General features: G+C 41.6%; 15 protein-coding genes and 1 pseudogene. 10 read left to right on the top strand and 6 right to left on the bottom strand.

What is annotated here, in order from left to right:
* The first annotated feature begins 5 nt into the window (after positions 1–5).
* Positions 6–1,142 carry a PP2C family protein-serine/threonine phosphatase gene (locus ACOYVE_RS13195; RefSeq protein WP_014855898.1) on the top strand — a complete coding sequence of 379 codons (1,137 nt, stop codon included), beginning with the start codon at positions 6–8 and terminating at the stop codon, positions 1,140–1,142.
* On the opposite strand, the gene ACOYVE_RS13190 is transcribed toward ACOYVE_RS13195, so the two are convergent.
* Together ACOYVE_RS13190 and ACOYVE_RS13185 are read right to left on the bottom strand one after the other, a co-directional pair.
* Positions 1,139–2,122: a DUF4922 domain-containing protein gene (locus tag ACOYVE_RS13190; protein WP_014855897.1), complete on the bottom strand. Its 984-nt coding sequence runs from the start codon at positions 2,120–2,122 to the stop codon at positions 1,139–1,141. The two genes, ACOYVE_RS13195 and ACOYVE_RS13190, sit on opposite strands and share 4 nt — an antisense overlap.
* Positions 2,103–3,590, bottom strand: coding sequence for a glycosyltransferase family 2 protein (locus ACOYVE_RS13185; protein ID WP_422882334.1), 1,488 nt, complete (start codon positions 3,588–3,590; stop codon positions 2,103–2,105). The genes ACOYVE_RS13190 and ACOYVE_RS13185 overlap by 20 nt, the downstream gene beginning before the upstream one ends.
* A 177-nt stretch (positions 3,591–3,767) precedes the next feature.
* On the opposite strand from ACOYVE_RS13185, the gene ACOYVE_RS13180 reads away from it, so the two are divergent.
* From ACOYVE_RS13180 to ACOYVE_RS13165, 4 genes and pseudogenes are all read left to right on the top strand, one after another.
* Complete coding sequence (locus ACOYVE_RS13180; protein ID WP_014855895.1) at positions 3,768–4,064, top strand: hypothetical protein; 297 nt, start codon at positions 3,768–3,770, stop codon at positions 4,062–4,064.
* Positions 4,065–4,307: 243 nt separating this feature from the next.
* Positions 4,308–4,619: pseudogene (locus ACOYVE_RS13175) on the top strand (septal ring lytic transglycosylase RlpA family protein); the annotation flags it as partial.
* 88 nt (positions 4,620–4,707) lie between these two features.
* On the top strand, positions 4,708–5,775 hold the full coding sequence (locus ACOYVE_RS13170; RefSeq protein WP_014855893.1) for a mechanosensitive ion channel family protein: 1,068 nt from the start codon (positions 4,708–4,710) through the stop codon (positions 5,773–5,775).
* Positions 5,772–6,203, top strand: a complete 432-nt coding sequence (locus tag ACOYVE_RS13165) for an RrF2 family transcriptional regulator (protein WP_014855892.1) — start codon at positions 5,772–5,774, stop codon at positions 6,201–6,203. Before ACOYVE_RS13170 ends, ACOYVE_RS13165 begins: the two co-directional genes overlap by 4 nt.
* Before the next feature lies 1 nt (position 6,204).
* Here the strand turns inward: ACOYVE_RS13165 and ACOYVE_RS13160 are convergent, their stop codons facing one another.
* Entirely contained in the window at positions 6,205–6,942 is a 738-nt protein-coding gene (locus ACOYVE_RS13160) for a class I SAM-dependent methyltransferase (RefSeq protein ID WP_014855891.1), read from the bottom strand.
* Between the two features lie 84 nt (positions 6,943–7,026).
* Here ACOYVE_RS13160 and ACOYVE_RS13155 point away from each other — a divergent pair, with 84 nt between their 5' ends.
* The 5 genes from ACOYVE_RS13155 to ACOYVE_RS13135 are packed head-to-tail and all read left to right on the top strand — an operon-like array spanning position 7,027 to position 13,094.
* Entirely contained in the window at positions 7,027–7,242 is a 216-nt protein-coding gene (locus tag ACOYVE_RS13155; protein ID WP_014855890.1) for a Trm112 family protein, read from the top strand.
* A 19-nt stretch (positions 7,243–7,261) separates the two neighbouring features.
* A complete protein-coding gene (locus tag ACOYVE_RS13150) occupies positions 7,262–8,731 on the top strand; it encodes an FAD-binding oxidoreductase (protein WP_014855889.1) in 1,470 nt (489 codons plus the stop codon).
* A complete protein-coding gene (locus ACOYVE_RS13145; protein WP_014855888.1) occupies positions 8,709–10,556 on the top strand; it encodes a tetratricopeptide repeat protein in 1,848 nt (615 codons plus the stop codon). The genes ACOYVE_RS13150 and ACOYVE_RS13145 overlap by 23 nt, the downstream gene beginning before the upstream one ends.
* Entirely contained in the window at positions 10,549–11,802 is a 1,254-nt protein-coding gene (clpX, locus tag ACOYVE_RS13140) for an ATP-dependent Clp protease ATP-binding subunit ClpX (protein WP_014855887.1), read from the top strand. Before ACOYVE_RS13145 ends, clpX begins: the two co-directional genes overlap by 8 nt.
* A gap of 41 nt (positions 11,803–11,843) precedes the next feature.
* The gene (locus ACOYVE_RS13135; protein WP_193364602.1) at positions 11,844–13,094 is read left to right on the top strand and encodes an asparagine synthetase B; all 1,251 of its coding nucleotides are present in this window, start codon (positions 11,844–11,846) and stop codon (positions 13,092–13,094) included.
* A 564-nt stretch (positions 13,095–13,658) separates the two neighbouring features.
* Here ACOYVE_RS13135 and ACOYVE_RS13130 read toward each other — a convergent pair.
* The 3 genes from ACOYVE_RS13130 to ACOYVE_RS13120 all read right to left on the bottom strand — a co-directional run.
* Complete coding sequence (locus ACOYVE_RS13130) at positions 13,659–13,856, bottom strand: T9SS type A sorting domain-containing protein (protein ID WP_264358303.1); 198 nt, start codon at positions 13,854–13,856, stop codon at positions 13,659–13,661.
* Positions 13,857–13,864: 8 nt separating this feature from the next.
* Positions 13,865–14,821, bottom strand: a complete 957-nt coding sequence (locus ACOYVE_RS13125; protein WP_157867314.1) for a hypothetical protein — start codon at positions 14,819–14,821, stop codon at positions 13,865–13,867.
* A 61-nt stretch (positions 14,822–14,882) separates the two neighbouring features.
* On the bottom strand, positions 14,883–15,006 hold a 124-nt coding region (locus tag ACOYVE_RS13120; protein WP_422882432.1), incomplete at its 5' end, for an IS3 family transposase.

The following is a 15,006-nucleotide window of genomic DNA, read 5'->3' as shown; positions in this document are numbered from 1 at the left end:
GAACTATGGCAACTTTATCTTCAAATAAAATATTACTCGTAGAAGACGAACCGAATATCGCCAGATTATTTATTCACAATTTAACAAAGGCGGGGTTTGAATGCGTTCACGCCGAGAACGGCAAAGCGGCTCTCGATATGATCGACGAAGTTCAACCCGCATTAATTATAAGCGATATAATGATGCCTGTCATGGACGGATTCGAATTCCGAAAAGAACTGCTAAGCTATCCCGAATATAAATCGATCCCATTTGTATTCCTTACGGCCAAAAGCGGCGAAGAAGATATGCTCTTGGGTTACGACCTTGAAATCGAAGATTATATAGTAAAGACGTCCAGCCCCAAAATTGTAATTGCCAAAGTATCGGCAATTCTTAAAAGCCTCGAAAAAGAAAGGGAAAAAGTCGTAGACGAAGTACAGAAAGCAGCCGATTCAATGGCGGCAAAAGTTGTGCCCGAATCGCCGCCTCAATTTAACGGACTTAAAGTTCTGCAATGGCACGCGCCCTATAAAAATGTTCCGGGCGGCGATTTTATCGATTACATAAAAATCAACGACGAAAGCATCGCCGTTATATTAGGCGACGTAATGGGAAAACGGTGGGGCGCATGGTACTTTGCGGTTGCATACGCGGGCTACGTTAGAACCGCCGCAAGAATAGTGCTTGAATCCACCGCTGAATTAAATCCGGATATAATACTTCAACGTATTAACGAATCAGTTTACAGAGACGAGCGCATTTCGGAAGTATTTATTACTCTTTCGGTAGTAATCATCGACACCAAAAATAAAACCGCCAAATATTCAGGCGCAGGCGACTTGCCTATTATATACCGATCCGGAAACAAAGCGGAGTTTATCGAATCCTCCGGACTCCTTCTCGGCTTTAATCCCGACGGCCAATATTCGAACAAAATTATCGATATAAAAAGCGGCGACGAGATAATACTTTTTACAGACGGAATTACGGAGTCGAGAAATAAAGAAGGAGAATTATTCGGCAATCAACGGCTGCTTGATTTCATTGGAAACGTCAGTCCCGAAGACAACACCGTAGATTTGCTGCGAGAAGAATTATTGAAATTTACTGGCGGCGAACTGGAAGACGACGTAAGCGTGATTGCAATAAAGATTCTCTAAACGCGTATATATTTCTCGAAAAGCTTTTTCTTCAGAAATTCGTAATATTCTTTCGTAAAGGAAACCTGTTTGTAAATATCGATTAACTTATCCCGATCGATTTTATCGAGATCTTCCTTACGGGGAACTATAACCAATCCCGCCATATCGAGAGCCGCTGGACTGACAATCAATTCGCCCGAATAAAATTCGGCAGGGCGGTGTTCCCTTCTAGGAAAAATAAACAGGCTCCATTTATTCCCTTCGTAAGTGGACACAATATTTATCATCGGTTCTTCTTTCGGTTCGTATATTTTTTTTAATCCGTTAAGAATGGTTCTGAAGGCTTTCAGTATTTCGCCTTTATGTTCCGATTCTACAATAACAGGTTTACCCGGATACGTCTCGGCTGCAGTAATAGAAATGCGGGATTTGTCAATTCTGAAATTTCTCGAATCGCCGATTAGTTTTTTAAAATCATCCTCCAACGGCATTTTCTTTTTTTCGATTGCCTGAAAATGCATATGGTCGGGAGCCGATGCCCCGCATTTGGGACCGTTATAAAAAAGCGTAAAATATTTGCTCATATGTCGCGTCAAATCGAGCAAATCTTCAATGTTGCCGACAATTTGCTGGGGCATGTGTTTCAGCTTGACTATCGTATAATGTTTTCCGACAACCGGATAAGGATTACATAGCAAGTAATATTTTTTATCGTAAACGATTCCTCTTTGTTCGACCGGAAGGTTTTCTTTGCACAGAAAACATTTTCTGTTTTTTATTCCCGAATCGGATACATCCGCCGCCGTCGATTTAATTCGTTCCGGGTTATGCAACGCTATAAATTTATAATCCTCGTAACGAATTTCTTTGGCAATTATATCGGCGAGCTTTTCGTAATTAGCTTTTAAGAACTCCCATTCCGCCAACTGCATTTCCAGCAGTCCGGCTGCTTCATCGGCTAATCTGAATTCGTTTTTCTCAATTTTGTTGGTCAGCATATTTATTCATCTTTTGTCTTTCGATTATTTCGTTTGTTCTGAGTGAGTCTTTATAGTAGTTGTTTTTATTTATTTTCTCTTGAGAAAGATTGGCGTCGGAATTTCCCTCCCACCTTCGGCAGATGTAAATAGGTTCATAGATTCTCGATATTTTATAATTGCGCGAGATGGTAATGCCGAGATAATAATCTTCTCCGTAACTTACGTTCGGGATATCAATTTGCCTCAATAGAGGCGTATAAAAAGCCCGGGGAGCTCCCAGACCGTTTATTCGCAATGCATTGTTTGCGCCGTTCTCGTCAGTCCATTCGCGATGATCTACAATGCCCGGCGGAATTTCGTTGAGATTAAAATCGGTCAATTTGTATGACCCGATTACCATCGCCGAATTTTCATCGTAGAACGTTTTAATTATTTTTGCCAGCGTGTTTTCGTCGTAATAAAGATCGTCGCTGTCTAGCTGAACCGCAAATTTGCCGCAATGACCGCTCTTAACCGCATATTTCCAGCAGCCGCCTATTTGCAGATTTCTTTCGTCCGGAATCAGATGTATCAGTTTTTTGTTCGAAGACGCTGTTTTTTTCAAAATCTCCGTAGTGGCGTCGTCGGAATGATTGTCGACAACAATAACGTTAAAATCAAAGTCGGTTTTTTGCGACAAAGCGGAATTGACGGCAGATGCGATAGTCTTTTCTCTGTTTTTAACCGGTATAACAACGGAGGCTTCGACCGGAAAATTTTCTTTCGGATTTTCGAAATCGATTAATTCTCCGCCGGGTTTAATATAAGCGCCGATTCTTTTCAGATGTTCCGTAGCCGCTTTCTCGAATTCGATTTGCATCGTTTTCCTTTCGGCAGACACATATTTAAAATGTTCTTCCATTGCCTCTGTTTTCCGCTCAATGTCGACGGAATAGAGAAATTCGCTAATATGAATCAAACCCGAAATTTCCGAAAGTCTCAGACGCAAATCGTAAAAACCCGCGTATAAGTAATCTTCTTTCATTTCCACTGCTATTTTTTTAATTAACTCGCCGTTCAAAACAATCGCCATACCAAAGTCGAAATCGTCTCTTATACTCCCTGTTTGATAGGGAATAAGCGGGTGTTCGTATTTTTTTCCGGTCTCAGTATCATATTCCGCGAAGTTCGAGTAAACCATACCGGCATTTTGTATTGACAATACATCAATTAATTTTTGCAGGGTTTTGCCGTTAAAATTTATTCTATTGATTTTTTTGTTCTCGTATTCTCTTATCCACACTACAAATTTATTCGAAATCAATTCCGCAGCTTTTTTTACCGCCTTAGAAGAAAACGGTTCGATTTCGGCAATATTTATGAGTCTTTCGTCGTTTATTGCCGACCCGAAAGAGATAAACTCCATATCGTCGCCGAGCTTTTCGAAATCGTTTATCAAATTCCTTGTCGTTGATTCACGCAGATTTTCTAATACTACCGAAACCATACGCTCCTTTAATTTGTTGAATAGTCTAAACTAATTTTATAAGTACAAAATAAAATAAAATTACGAGAAACTTGTCATTGATAATCGTTAATGCGATCAGGCATTTTTTATTAAATAATTCAATGTTTAACTATGTATTGCTTCTTTGTCTGCTTTAACATATATTTGTAGGCTATAATGAAAACGAAATTCAGGAAATATAGTTTTTTAGCATTTGCCGGTCTATTGTTCGCATATCATACGGGAATTACAACCAATCAACATGCGCTTCAGAATAATTCAGCTATTCCGGTAATTGAAAACATAATTTCGGATGAAACCGTAAATATAGTTTCGGCGGAAACTAATATGACATATACGGAGTTCAAGCCGGAATATATCGCACGTACAATTCAGTATAACGATAACAGCTCCAACAACTCCATTCACAAAGACGAGGCTCAAAGAGCGCTCAGAAGAAACCTGAAAATATAGTATCCCCGATTTTACTATTCTGATTTATTCTCATTCAATTAACGGTTATGTATAACAAAACAGAGGTAATATTTGCGTATAATTAAAACGACACTTATAATTACGACAGCAGCATTGGTAATAGGACTGGTAGACATAGGAAGCTCGTCAGCAAGCGTAAACGACGAGGATTCAAAAGTGATTCTCAGCATAGATTCAAGTCCTACAATTGCCGATGTGGAATACGAGCCGGTAGGCAACTGGGTAGCATCCTGGTACGGACCCGGATTCCACGGCAGATTAACGGCGAACGGCGAAATTTACGACCAGATGGCATTGACCGCGGCACATAAAGAATTGCCGTTCGGCACATATCTCCGCGTTACCAATTTAAGAAACGGAAAAAGCGTTGTGGTTAAAATCAACGACCGCGGTCCGTATATCGAAGGACGCGATATCGATTTATCTAAAGGCGCAGCGACGGCTCTCGGTATGATTCATCCGGGCGTCATTAAAGTGCGCATCGAAAAGCTAAAACCGAGCGAAGAGGTTCTGCCTGTCTATGCTCTCAATTAAAAACGACGAATCTAACAAATTAGATATAACCCGCATTTTTTAATGCGGGTTTTTTTATATTTATCAGCGCTATTTTTATGAGGAATTAATGTTTTTAAAGAAAGAATTCTTGGGCAACACAATCGAAGATTATTTGTTGGCGTTGGGCGTTTTTCTCGCCGTATTCATAGTAATAAAGATTATTAAGAAATTCGTGCTTCATAGACTGAAGGAACGTTTTGAATCTTCTTATATTTCGAAATACAACTTTCTGAACAAAAGCATTAATAAATTTTTTGTTCCCGCCATTTATCTCGGCATACTCTATCTGATAATAGGGCGTCTGAAATTAAGCGAAGAAACGGAGAAAATAGTTTCAGCAGTCTATTCCGTTTTAATTACCTATTTCGTTGTGCGCTTCACGGTTGTTATTATCAAGTATTTTATTGAGCGTTATTTTATTCAACGCGACCGCGAATCGGATTACATCCGCATTCAACCCCTGCTGGGATTGGTCGATTTGACAGTGTGGTCGGTTGGCGTAATATTTTTACTCGACAACTTCGGTTTTGAGGTTTCCGCGGTAGTTACCGGACTCGGTATATCAGGCGTGGCGGTGGCTTTGGCTGCTCAGGCTATTCTGGGCGACCTTTTCAGTTACTTTGTTCTCTTTTTCGATAAACCCTTTGAGGTCGGGGATTTTGTCAATTTCGAAGGTCAGTTGGGTAATATCGAAAAAATCGGTCTCAAAACTACTAAAATAAGAGCGCTATCGGGCGAACAAATTATCGTTAACAATTCGCGCCTTACAACCGCTACGGTTCATAATTTCAAACGGATGGAAAAAAGAAGAGCTGTGCTAAGAATCGGCGTGGTTTATCAAACTCCTCACGACAAATTAAAAGCCATTCCGGAAATGGTAAAAGAAATCATTACGCGACACGAACTTGTTCAATACGACAGAGGTCATTTCATAAGTTACGGAGATTTCAGTCTCAATTACGAATTTGTCTACTATGTTCTGTCTCCGGAAATGGTCGTCTATCTCGACATTCAACAAAGCATTAATCTGGAAATTTATAAACTCTTCGAGCGAGAAGGAATCGAATTCGCTTATCCTACTCAAACAATATTCGTCAATCAGGAAGCCAATACAGATCCGGGGAGCAAACAATGACCGTTTTCTTTTCGAAAGCATGCGAATTGGGCATTCAGGCGGTTCTCTTTCTTTCAATCAAAAAAGAAAAAGTCGTATTCAATGCCGAGGAAATATCGAAAGAGTTGAAAGTGCCGAAAGAGTTCGTCTCGAAGGTACTGCAAACGCTTACCCATAAAGGGATTGTCGGCTCAAAAAAAGGCAAAAACGGCGGTTTTTATCTGGCAAAAAATCCGAACAACATTTATCTCATCGACATCATTGAAGCCATCGACGGCGATAAAATTTTCAAAAGCTGCGTGCTCGGTTTTCCGGGCTGCTCCAACGAGAATCCCTGCCCTGTTCACAATAAGTGGGGGCGTCTAAGAGACGAAGCATACAAAATGTTTAAAAAGGAAAGCCTGGCGCAACTGAAGGAAAAAACGGTAAAAAAAATTCTGAGCCTTTAATTTATTTCCGGCACAGAATAAACATCTCTTTTGAAATCTTGTTTTCGAATGGTTTCAAATTCATATCGGCATAAAAAGCGACGCTCTGAAATCCCGCCTCCGCAAGCATCGACTTCAACTCTTCTTGATTATGAATATAATGCGTGACTGAATGGAGCCTGTAATCTTTAGGACTGCCGACTGCAAATTCAAGAATATTGAAACGCGCTTTTTTTCTCCCGAAATCGTAAAAACGTATGATTATTCTTTCGCCCGTTTTAATACTGTTTATTCTGATTGAATTCTTTATAAAGAAATCGTAATTGAGCTGATGCAAAAAGAGCGTTCCTCCGGGCTTTAATATTTCATAGATCCTTTTAATTCCTTCCGCAAGATTTTTTTTGTTAAGGTGCGCAATAGTATTTCCCATCGAAACCGCATAATCGAAATTATCATCGAATTTTCCCGGAATATTTTCCATTCCGAATTTCCCGGTTTCAATTTGAAGCCTGAATGACTCCGCTTTCCTTTTTAACGCTTCGATCATCTTATCCGACGGATCGAAAGCCGCAACGTCGAAACCCGATTTAGCCAGAGCTATCGAATCGAGCCCGCTGCCGCATCCTATGTCGGCGACTTTGCCTTTTTCTGTATCGAATATTTTTTTATAAAATTCTTCTCTCCTGGCTAAATTCGATTCAAAAGAAATCATTTCGTCGTAAAAAGAAGAGATACCGTCGTAGAATTTTTCGGCTTTCATGTCGAGTCCTTTTGTTTCTCAAATATAACGATTTCGCTTAAGTTTCGTATCTTTGCATACCAGTTTTCCAGCATTGGAGGAATAATGATTTCCAAGGAATTATTAGATATTATCTGCTGTCCCGAATCGAAAGCCGACCTGATTCTGGACGGCGATTTTTTGGTTTCGACCGACAGAGAAACGCGGAGACGCTATCGAATTGAGAACGACATTCCGGTTCTTCTTATTGAAGAATCAGAACAGCTCGATTATGAGACCTGGAAAGAAATAATGATAAAACACGGAAAACCAGTCGATTAAAACAAGGGAATCTTCTGATATGATCATAAAATCGAATCCGGACGAAATACAAAACTATCTTACGGACGCTTCGAATTATTCGGGTAAATGCGACGCTGTTTATATACCCGAATCGGAAGACGAAATTTCGGAAATAGTCAAAAACTGCAACGCCGAAAAAATTAAAATAACCGTTGCGGGAAACGGCACGGGACTTACAGGAGCGCGCGTTCCCGAAGAAGGCGTCGTTCTTTCAATGGAAAAACTGAATAAAATTATCGAAATAAATTCAGACGACAAATACGCTATCGTTCAGCCTTCTGTAATTTTAAGCGAATTCCAGCATGAAGCGGAAAGCAAAAATTTATTTTATCCCCCCGACCCGACTGAAAGGAATTGTTTTATAGGCGGAACGGTCGCAACGAATGCTTCCGGCGCCAGAACGTTCAAATACGGTCCCACGCGCTCTTACGTTCTCGGACTTAAGATCGTTCTGCCCGACGGCAGAAAATTGAATATCGAACGGGGACAGCATATTGCGGACGGTTCGCACGCAATTCTCCCGACCGAAGACGGCTCCATTATTTCATTTGAATTGCCGCGCTACGAAATGCCTGACACAAAAAACGCAGCCGGTTACTACTGCAAAGAAAAGATGGATTTAATCGATCTTTTTATCGGAGCCGAAGGCACGCTCGGCGTTATTACAGAAATTAAATTGAAATTAATCGATCTTCCGCAGAATATTTTATCGTGCATAATATTTTTCGAATCGGAAGAAGACGCTCTCGACTTTATCGAAGATGCGACACGACTTTCGAGGTTTAACGAAGATTCAATTATCTCGGCGCGGGGAGTTGAATTGTTCGACAAGTTTACGCTCAAATTTCTGCGAGGCGATTATTCCAATATTCCGGAAAACGCGAATGCCGCCGTCTGGTTCGAACAGGAAATCGACGACAACGAAGACGAATTAATTTCCGGATGGATGGAACTTATTAGCAAGCATAACGGAATGGAAGAAGAGTCCTGGATTGCCAACGACAGGAAAGAGATGGACAAATTCAAAGATTTCCGGCACGCCATCGCCCTGAAAGTTAATGATTACATGTCGCAGAGAGGACTCAAGAAAGTAGGCACCGACGTAGCGGTTCCGTTCGAATCGTTCAAAAGATTTTATTTCGACACAATTAAATTGGTATCGGACGCTGGGCTCAATTACGTAGTTTACGGTCATGCCGGCGACTCCCACATCCATTTGAATATGCTGCCTGACGACGCCGGGCAATACAATCGGGCAGTAGAAACTTACAGGCAGATCTGCGCCAATGCAGTCAAGCTCAAAGGCACCGTATCCGCAGAGCACGGCATCGGAAAACTAAAACGCGAGTACCTCAAACTGATGTACAACGACGATACAATTAAAAAAATGGCGTTGATTAAACTGGCTTTCGACCCGAATCGCATATTAAACATAGGTAATATTTTTGAAGAGAAGTATCTTATATAAAATTCTATTAGTAAGTTTTCTTGTTTTACCTTCGGTAATTTCAGGGCAGGACGCCGAAACAAAATACAAACTCGCTCAGAACTACGAACGCTCCGGCAATTTCGAAAAAGCGGAAAACCTTTTAAACGAACTAATCGAACAACAGCCGTGGAACTATTCCTATTTTAATTCTCTCTACAATATCTACATAAAACAAAAGAAATACGACGAGGCGGTCGGGATAATTTCCCAAAGACTTACTTATTCTCCGAACGACCCGTCGCTCTACGGTTTAATGGGTTCCGTCTATTTTATGAAAGAGATGTCCGATTCGGCTTATTTTTATTGGGACAAGGGAATCGAAACGAATCCCTCCTCGATTTCCACGTACAGAATAATTGCTAATTACGCTATCGAAAGCAGGGCGCTCGACCGCGCTCTCGAGTATTTGAAAATGGGACGCCAATTGTCGAGCGACAAATCGATCTTCACGCTTGATCTGGCTAATATCTATTCCTTAACTCTCCGCTACAAGGAAGCTACGCTTGAATATTGTTATCTCCTTTCGATCAAACCCGACCAGATCGGTCTGGTCAAAACCAAATTCAACTCTTATTCGGGCAATAAAAAAGCGCTCGACGAAATTACCGAAACGTTGGAATCGTACTACAAAGAGAACCCTCAGCCGATTTATCTCGATTTGATTGCATACTGCAATATGTTAAACGGCAATTATAATGCTGCGTTGAACTTCACCATCGAATACGAAAAAAAGATAAACGGCAACGGGGCTTCGATTTATTCTATGGCTCAAACCGCACTGAGAAGCAAGGCTTACGACGCAGCCCTGACCGGCTACAGATATATTGTCGATAATTTTCCCGGGTCAAATATAGTTCCGATTGCCAAAATATCGCGCGTAGAAACGTTAAGGGCGAAATTGAACAAGAACCCAAAAAACGATTTATGGCATTATGCGAAAATTATCGATACGGTCGAATACAAAAGGCTTTCGGAAGAATATAAAAAGATTGCCGGCGAATACGTCAACAGTAACATTTTTATTCAAGCCCTCTATTCGAGAGCCGAGATTGAATTCGAGAACCTTCGAAATTACCGTCTTGCCGATTCGATATTTACTATTATAAATCTGCGCGCGCCGGGAACCGAATATTCCGCCAAAGCTTTCCTCAAGCGAGGCTTAATTGCAATTTATTCGGATAATCTTGAACAAGCCAAAACTTTTTTCGATAATATATTGTTGAATAACAAACTGTCTGCGGATTTAAAAGCCGAAGCTTATTTCCGGAAAGCCAAAATCGATTTCTGGCAGAATTATTTCGAGTCGGCGCTGTCGAATCTGAAATCTGCTTCCGGAGACCTGTCGTCTGCTTTTGCTAACGACGCTATTGAACTCTCGGCTCTTATTTCCACTTTAAAACGAGATTCTTCGAATCTTGCTATTTATGCAAAAAGTGATTTATTTGCATTTCAAAAAAAGTACGAAGAAGCGGTCGCTTTATTAAAAGATTTAATTAAACGCGATAATTTGTTTATTTTAAAGGACTTTGCATTATACAGGCTTGCCGAAGTCAATATTTATACGAAAAGTTACGGAGAAGCGTTAGAATATTTGAAAGAATTAACCGGTAAGTCGGAAAACGGTATTTTGAGCGACAAAGCTCTTTTACTAACGGCGCAAATTTATCAGTACGGCTTGAAAGACGAGAGCAAAGCCGGCGAATTATACGAAAATTTTCTTGAGAAATATCCCGATTCATTATATCTTGAAACGGCAATACAAAATTTAAATTACATACAAACAAAAAAAGGCAAAGATGGCTAATAAAAGAGAACCCAAAACGATTAAATGCTCATTTTGCGGAAGGGACGGAAGCGAAGTATCGAGTATGGTTGCCGGTCCCGATGTGTATATTTGCGATATCTGTATTAAAACCAGCGTTGAAATACTGAAAAACAACCTTTCGAATTTCAACAAAAAGGAAACAGTAAATCTATCGATTACCCCGGAAATTATTAAAAAGAATCTCGACGAATACGTAATCGACCAGGAAAACGCAAAAAAGATTCTGGCAGTGGCTGTTTATAATCATTATAAAAGAATAAACGCGCCTGCGTCTTTTTTCGACGTTGACGACGTCGAAATCGAAAAAAGCAATATATTGTTAATCGGACCTACTGGCGTCGGAAAAACGCTGCTGGCGCAGACATTGGCAAGAATACTCGACGTTCCCTTTGCAATTGCCGACGCGACCACAATTACCGAAGCCGGTTATGTCGGCGACGACGTCGAGACGGTTCTGGTGCGCCTGCTTCAAGCCGCCGATTACAATCTCGAAAAGGCTCAAAAAGGCATCGTTTATATCGACGAAATCGATAAAATTGCGCGCAAAAGCGAAAGCGTTTCGATTACCCGCGACGTTTCGGGCGAAGGCGTTCAGCAGGCATTGCTCAAAATTCTGGAAGGCACAATTGCAGGCGTTCCTCCGAGAGGAGGCAGAAAACATCCCGAACAAAGCCTAATTAACGTCAATACGAAAAATATCCTTTTCATCTGCGGCGGAGCTTTCGAAGGCATCGAAAATATTATCGCATCGCGAATCAACAGAAACGTGATCGGATTCGACGCCAACATCGAAAGCAACGAAGAACTCGACCGGGACAATCTCGTTGAAAAAGTTCAGCCCGAGGATCTTATTAAATACGGAATGATTCCCGAACTAGTGGGCAGAATTCCGATAATCGCTCCGTTGCACGCATTGAGCGCCGAAGCTCTCAAGAATATCCTGACGGAACCGAAAAACGCGATCATTAAACAATACAAAAAACTGTTTGCGCTCGAAGGAGTCGAACTCGAATTCGATCCCCGCGCGCTCGACGCAATTGTTAATAAAGCTCTCGAAAGAAAAACAGGCGCCCGAGGATTGCGTTCGATTGTCGAAAGTATTTTGCTCGACGTTATGTACGAACTGCCCGGTTTAGACAATATCGACAAATGCCTTATTACCGAAGACGTGGTGCTCAAAGGCGAAAAGCCGATTTATATCGAATCCGACAGGAAAACCGCTTAGATTTAACGGGGCTGTTCTTTGAACGGCCCTCTCTTATAAAAATGAAAAAACTTCTATTAATTTTTATCGTTTCGCTCCAGATTTCAGCCCAGTCGAAAATCCTAATCTACATGGACAATACGCAGACCGACCATCTGAAAGCTTACGGAATTGCATTCAACGCACTCGTACAGGGCTACAAAGGCGATTGGCTTTTGAATTACAGAGGCGGCTCGTTCATGTTCGACTACAGCGAGGAACTCGCGTTGCGATGCAGATTGAAAGGAGTGGCGTTTGAAAAAATATCGTCTCAACAAGCCGTTTCGATTTATGCGTTTGTTCAGAGTCCCGATCAAAACATGGACGTAGTCCGACTCGAAAAGGCGCCGAAAATTGCGGTTTATGTTCCGCCGAATTTCAAGCCGTGGGACGACGCCGTTACGCTGGCGCTCGATTATGCCGAAGTGCCTTACGATAAAATCTGGATTGCCGAAATACTAGGAGGAGCGCTCGATAAATACGACTGGCTGCATCTGCATCACGAAGATTTTACGGGTCAATACGGCAAGTTTTACGCTTCGTTCAGCGGCGCTCCGTGGTATATCGAACAGCAGCGACTCTACGAATCGGAAGCCCAAAAACTCGGTTTCAAAAAAGTATCCGATATGGAAAAAGCCGTGGTTCTTGAAATCCGGAATTATATTGCCCGCGGCGGTTTTCTGTTTGCAATGTGTTCGGCTACCGATTCTTACGATATTGCGCTAGCGGCTCTTCGGGTCGATATAGTCGACAGAATTTACGACGGCGACCCTCCCGATCCCGACGCTCAGAACAAGCTCGATTTTTCCGAAACTTTGGCTTTCGAAAATTTCAAACTCGAGATGAATCCGTTGATTTACGAGTACAGCGATATCGACATACAACCCGCGGAAGTCGGTCCCGAACAGAACGATTATTTTACCCTCTTCGATTTCTCCGCCAAATACGACCCCGTTCCGACAATGCTCACGCAAAATCACGTCAATGTGATTCACGGATTTATGGGACAGACGACAATGTTTCGAAAAAGTCTAATTAAAAAGTCCGTTTATATTTTAGCCGAACGCGAAGGCGCCGACCAGGTTAAATATATACACGGAAATTACGGCAGGGGCACATTCACGTTTTACGGGGGACACGACCCGGAAGATTACCAGCACGCGGTGGGCGATCCGCCCACGGATTTGAGTTTTCATAAAAACTCGCCGGGATATCGTTTAATCCTCAATAACATTCTATTCCCCGCCGCCAAAAAGAAAAAACAGAAGACATAAAGAAATTATAATTTCCTTCCCTCAAATCGATCTCAGCGGTTAATTAGAGTTTGCTTTCCCCGTTCTTTCAGAGTTTGTTTTTTCCGTAGCCGGCGATTTCTATTCGCTATTTGTCATTACGAGCCCCGCTTTCAGCGGGGCGAAGTAATCTCTGCTTACCTTAATTAGAGTTTGCTTTTTTCAGTAGCTGGCGCCGGCATAATTTCTTTTCGCTATTTGTCATTACGAGTCACGCTCGCAGCGGGGCTAAGTAATCTCTGCTGACATTAATTTGAGTTTGCTTCCCACATACCACACGTACACAAAGACCTACTCGATCCCTAATTTGTCATACAGACCCCGCCGCAGGCGGGGAAGTATCTCACCTGTATTCATTTGAGCTTGCTTCGTTGTTCGCTTTGCTCGCTCCTCGCAAAGACGAAGTTTTGTTTAGAGTTTGTTTCCCCCCGCATTCTGGGGTCGCAAAGACGAGTTTGTGTTTGAAGCAAGGGAATGCAGGGGCCCGGCATTGAGCGCACGAACCCCTGCGCAATTTGCAGATGACCAACGGCTTATTCATTCTATTTATTTTACCATCATCAGTTTTATGCTCTTATTATATTTGTTCGCTTTTATCGTGCATATATATACTCCGCTCGACAAATCTCTTCCGTTCAACTCTACTTCATAATATCCCGAATCTCTTATCTCATTTACCAGCTCCTTTACCTCTTTGCCCGTTACGTCATATAACTTTATCGTCACGTGTCCTCTCTCCGGCAATTGATATTTTATTGTGGTTGCCGGATTAAACGGATTCGGATATGCTCCGATCGAATACTCCGTAGGCTTTCCCGATAAACCCGACTTATAAAGCGGCTCGGGCCGTAGACCGATACGTAATCCGGATCGGAATACGTGCTTTCCACCGAATAATAGCCCCTGACATCGTAGTAGATTATGTCGTCAGTGTAACCCGACGTCAATACGTAATCGCGGTCGGTATATTGTCCCGTTCCTCTGCTTACCGTCGCTATTAATTGTTCGCTACCCATTACTCCGTTATGTTTTACTTTTCTCCATATTTGATATTGAGTTACGTTCGCATTCGGATTGTCCGTCCAGTATATTACTATGGGTTGTCCCACCTGCGTTCCGAAATGGATATACTCGCCGGTATTTGTCGGTTTGCCTCTGTAATTTGCTTTTATTGCTTCGTGCTGGCTAATCGAAAACGCATGGCTGCGCGAAGTCGATCCGTCGCTCCAATTCAGGAAAGTATAGTTAATACCGTTTATGTGGTAATAATATTCAGCCTCGGCTGTTATTGTGTTGCCTTCCACGACCTGAAATTGGGACGTGGGAGAACTGTATTGAACCCCGTTGACTTTAATCGTGCCTCCGTTGCCCACGCTTGTGAAATTATTCTCGAAGGTTACGTTGCAAACCTTACGCAATCCGGCTATTAGTTTAGTATTTACATCATTACTTTGAACTGTGTATGAAGTATATTGAGCATTGCTGAAGCTAGCATTTCCAGTAACAATATTTTCTTTTCTCCATTCACTATTATTAATACCGTTTAAATTCCAAATCCAATGATAATAGCCATAATCCTGTTCAATTGCTCCCAATGATATATTATCACCCACAGAGGAAGTTCTATATAGTGGAGAATTTCTTGTAGTTCCATCCACCATTATTTCACCACCGCCAAAAATATTTTCTACACTTACTTGAAACTTCACATTAACCGTAAATTCATACTCTTTAACAAATTGATCTTTCCCCCAAAAAGTATACAACAAGTTAAGCAACTCTTTCTTTAATTTCTTCCTTATTTTTTTCTTCGAATTCAACCGGAGATAAATAACCCAAAGCTGAATGTAATCTCTGCCTGTTGTAAAATATTTCAATGTATCTAAATATACTT

The organism is Melioribacter sp., assembly GCF_049325435.1.
Lineage (GTDB): Bacteria > Bacteroidota > Ignavibacteria > Ignavibacteriales > Melioribacteraceae > Melioribacter > Melioribacter roseus.
Note: the sequence above shows the minus strand (reverse complement) of the source record. Positions and strands in the feature narration are given on the sequence as shown.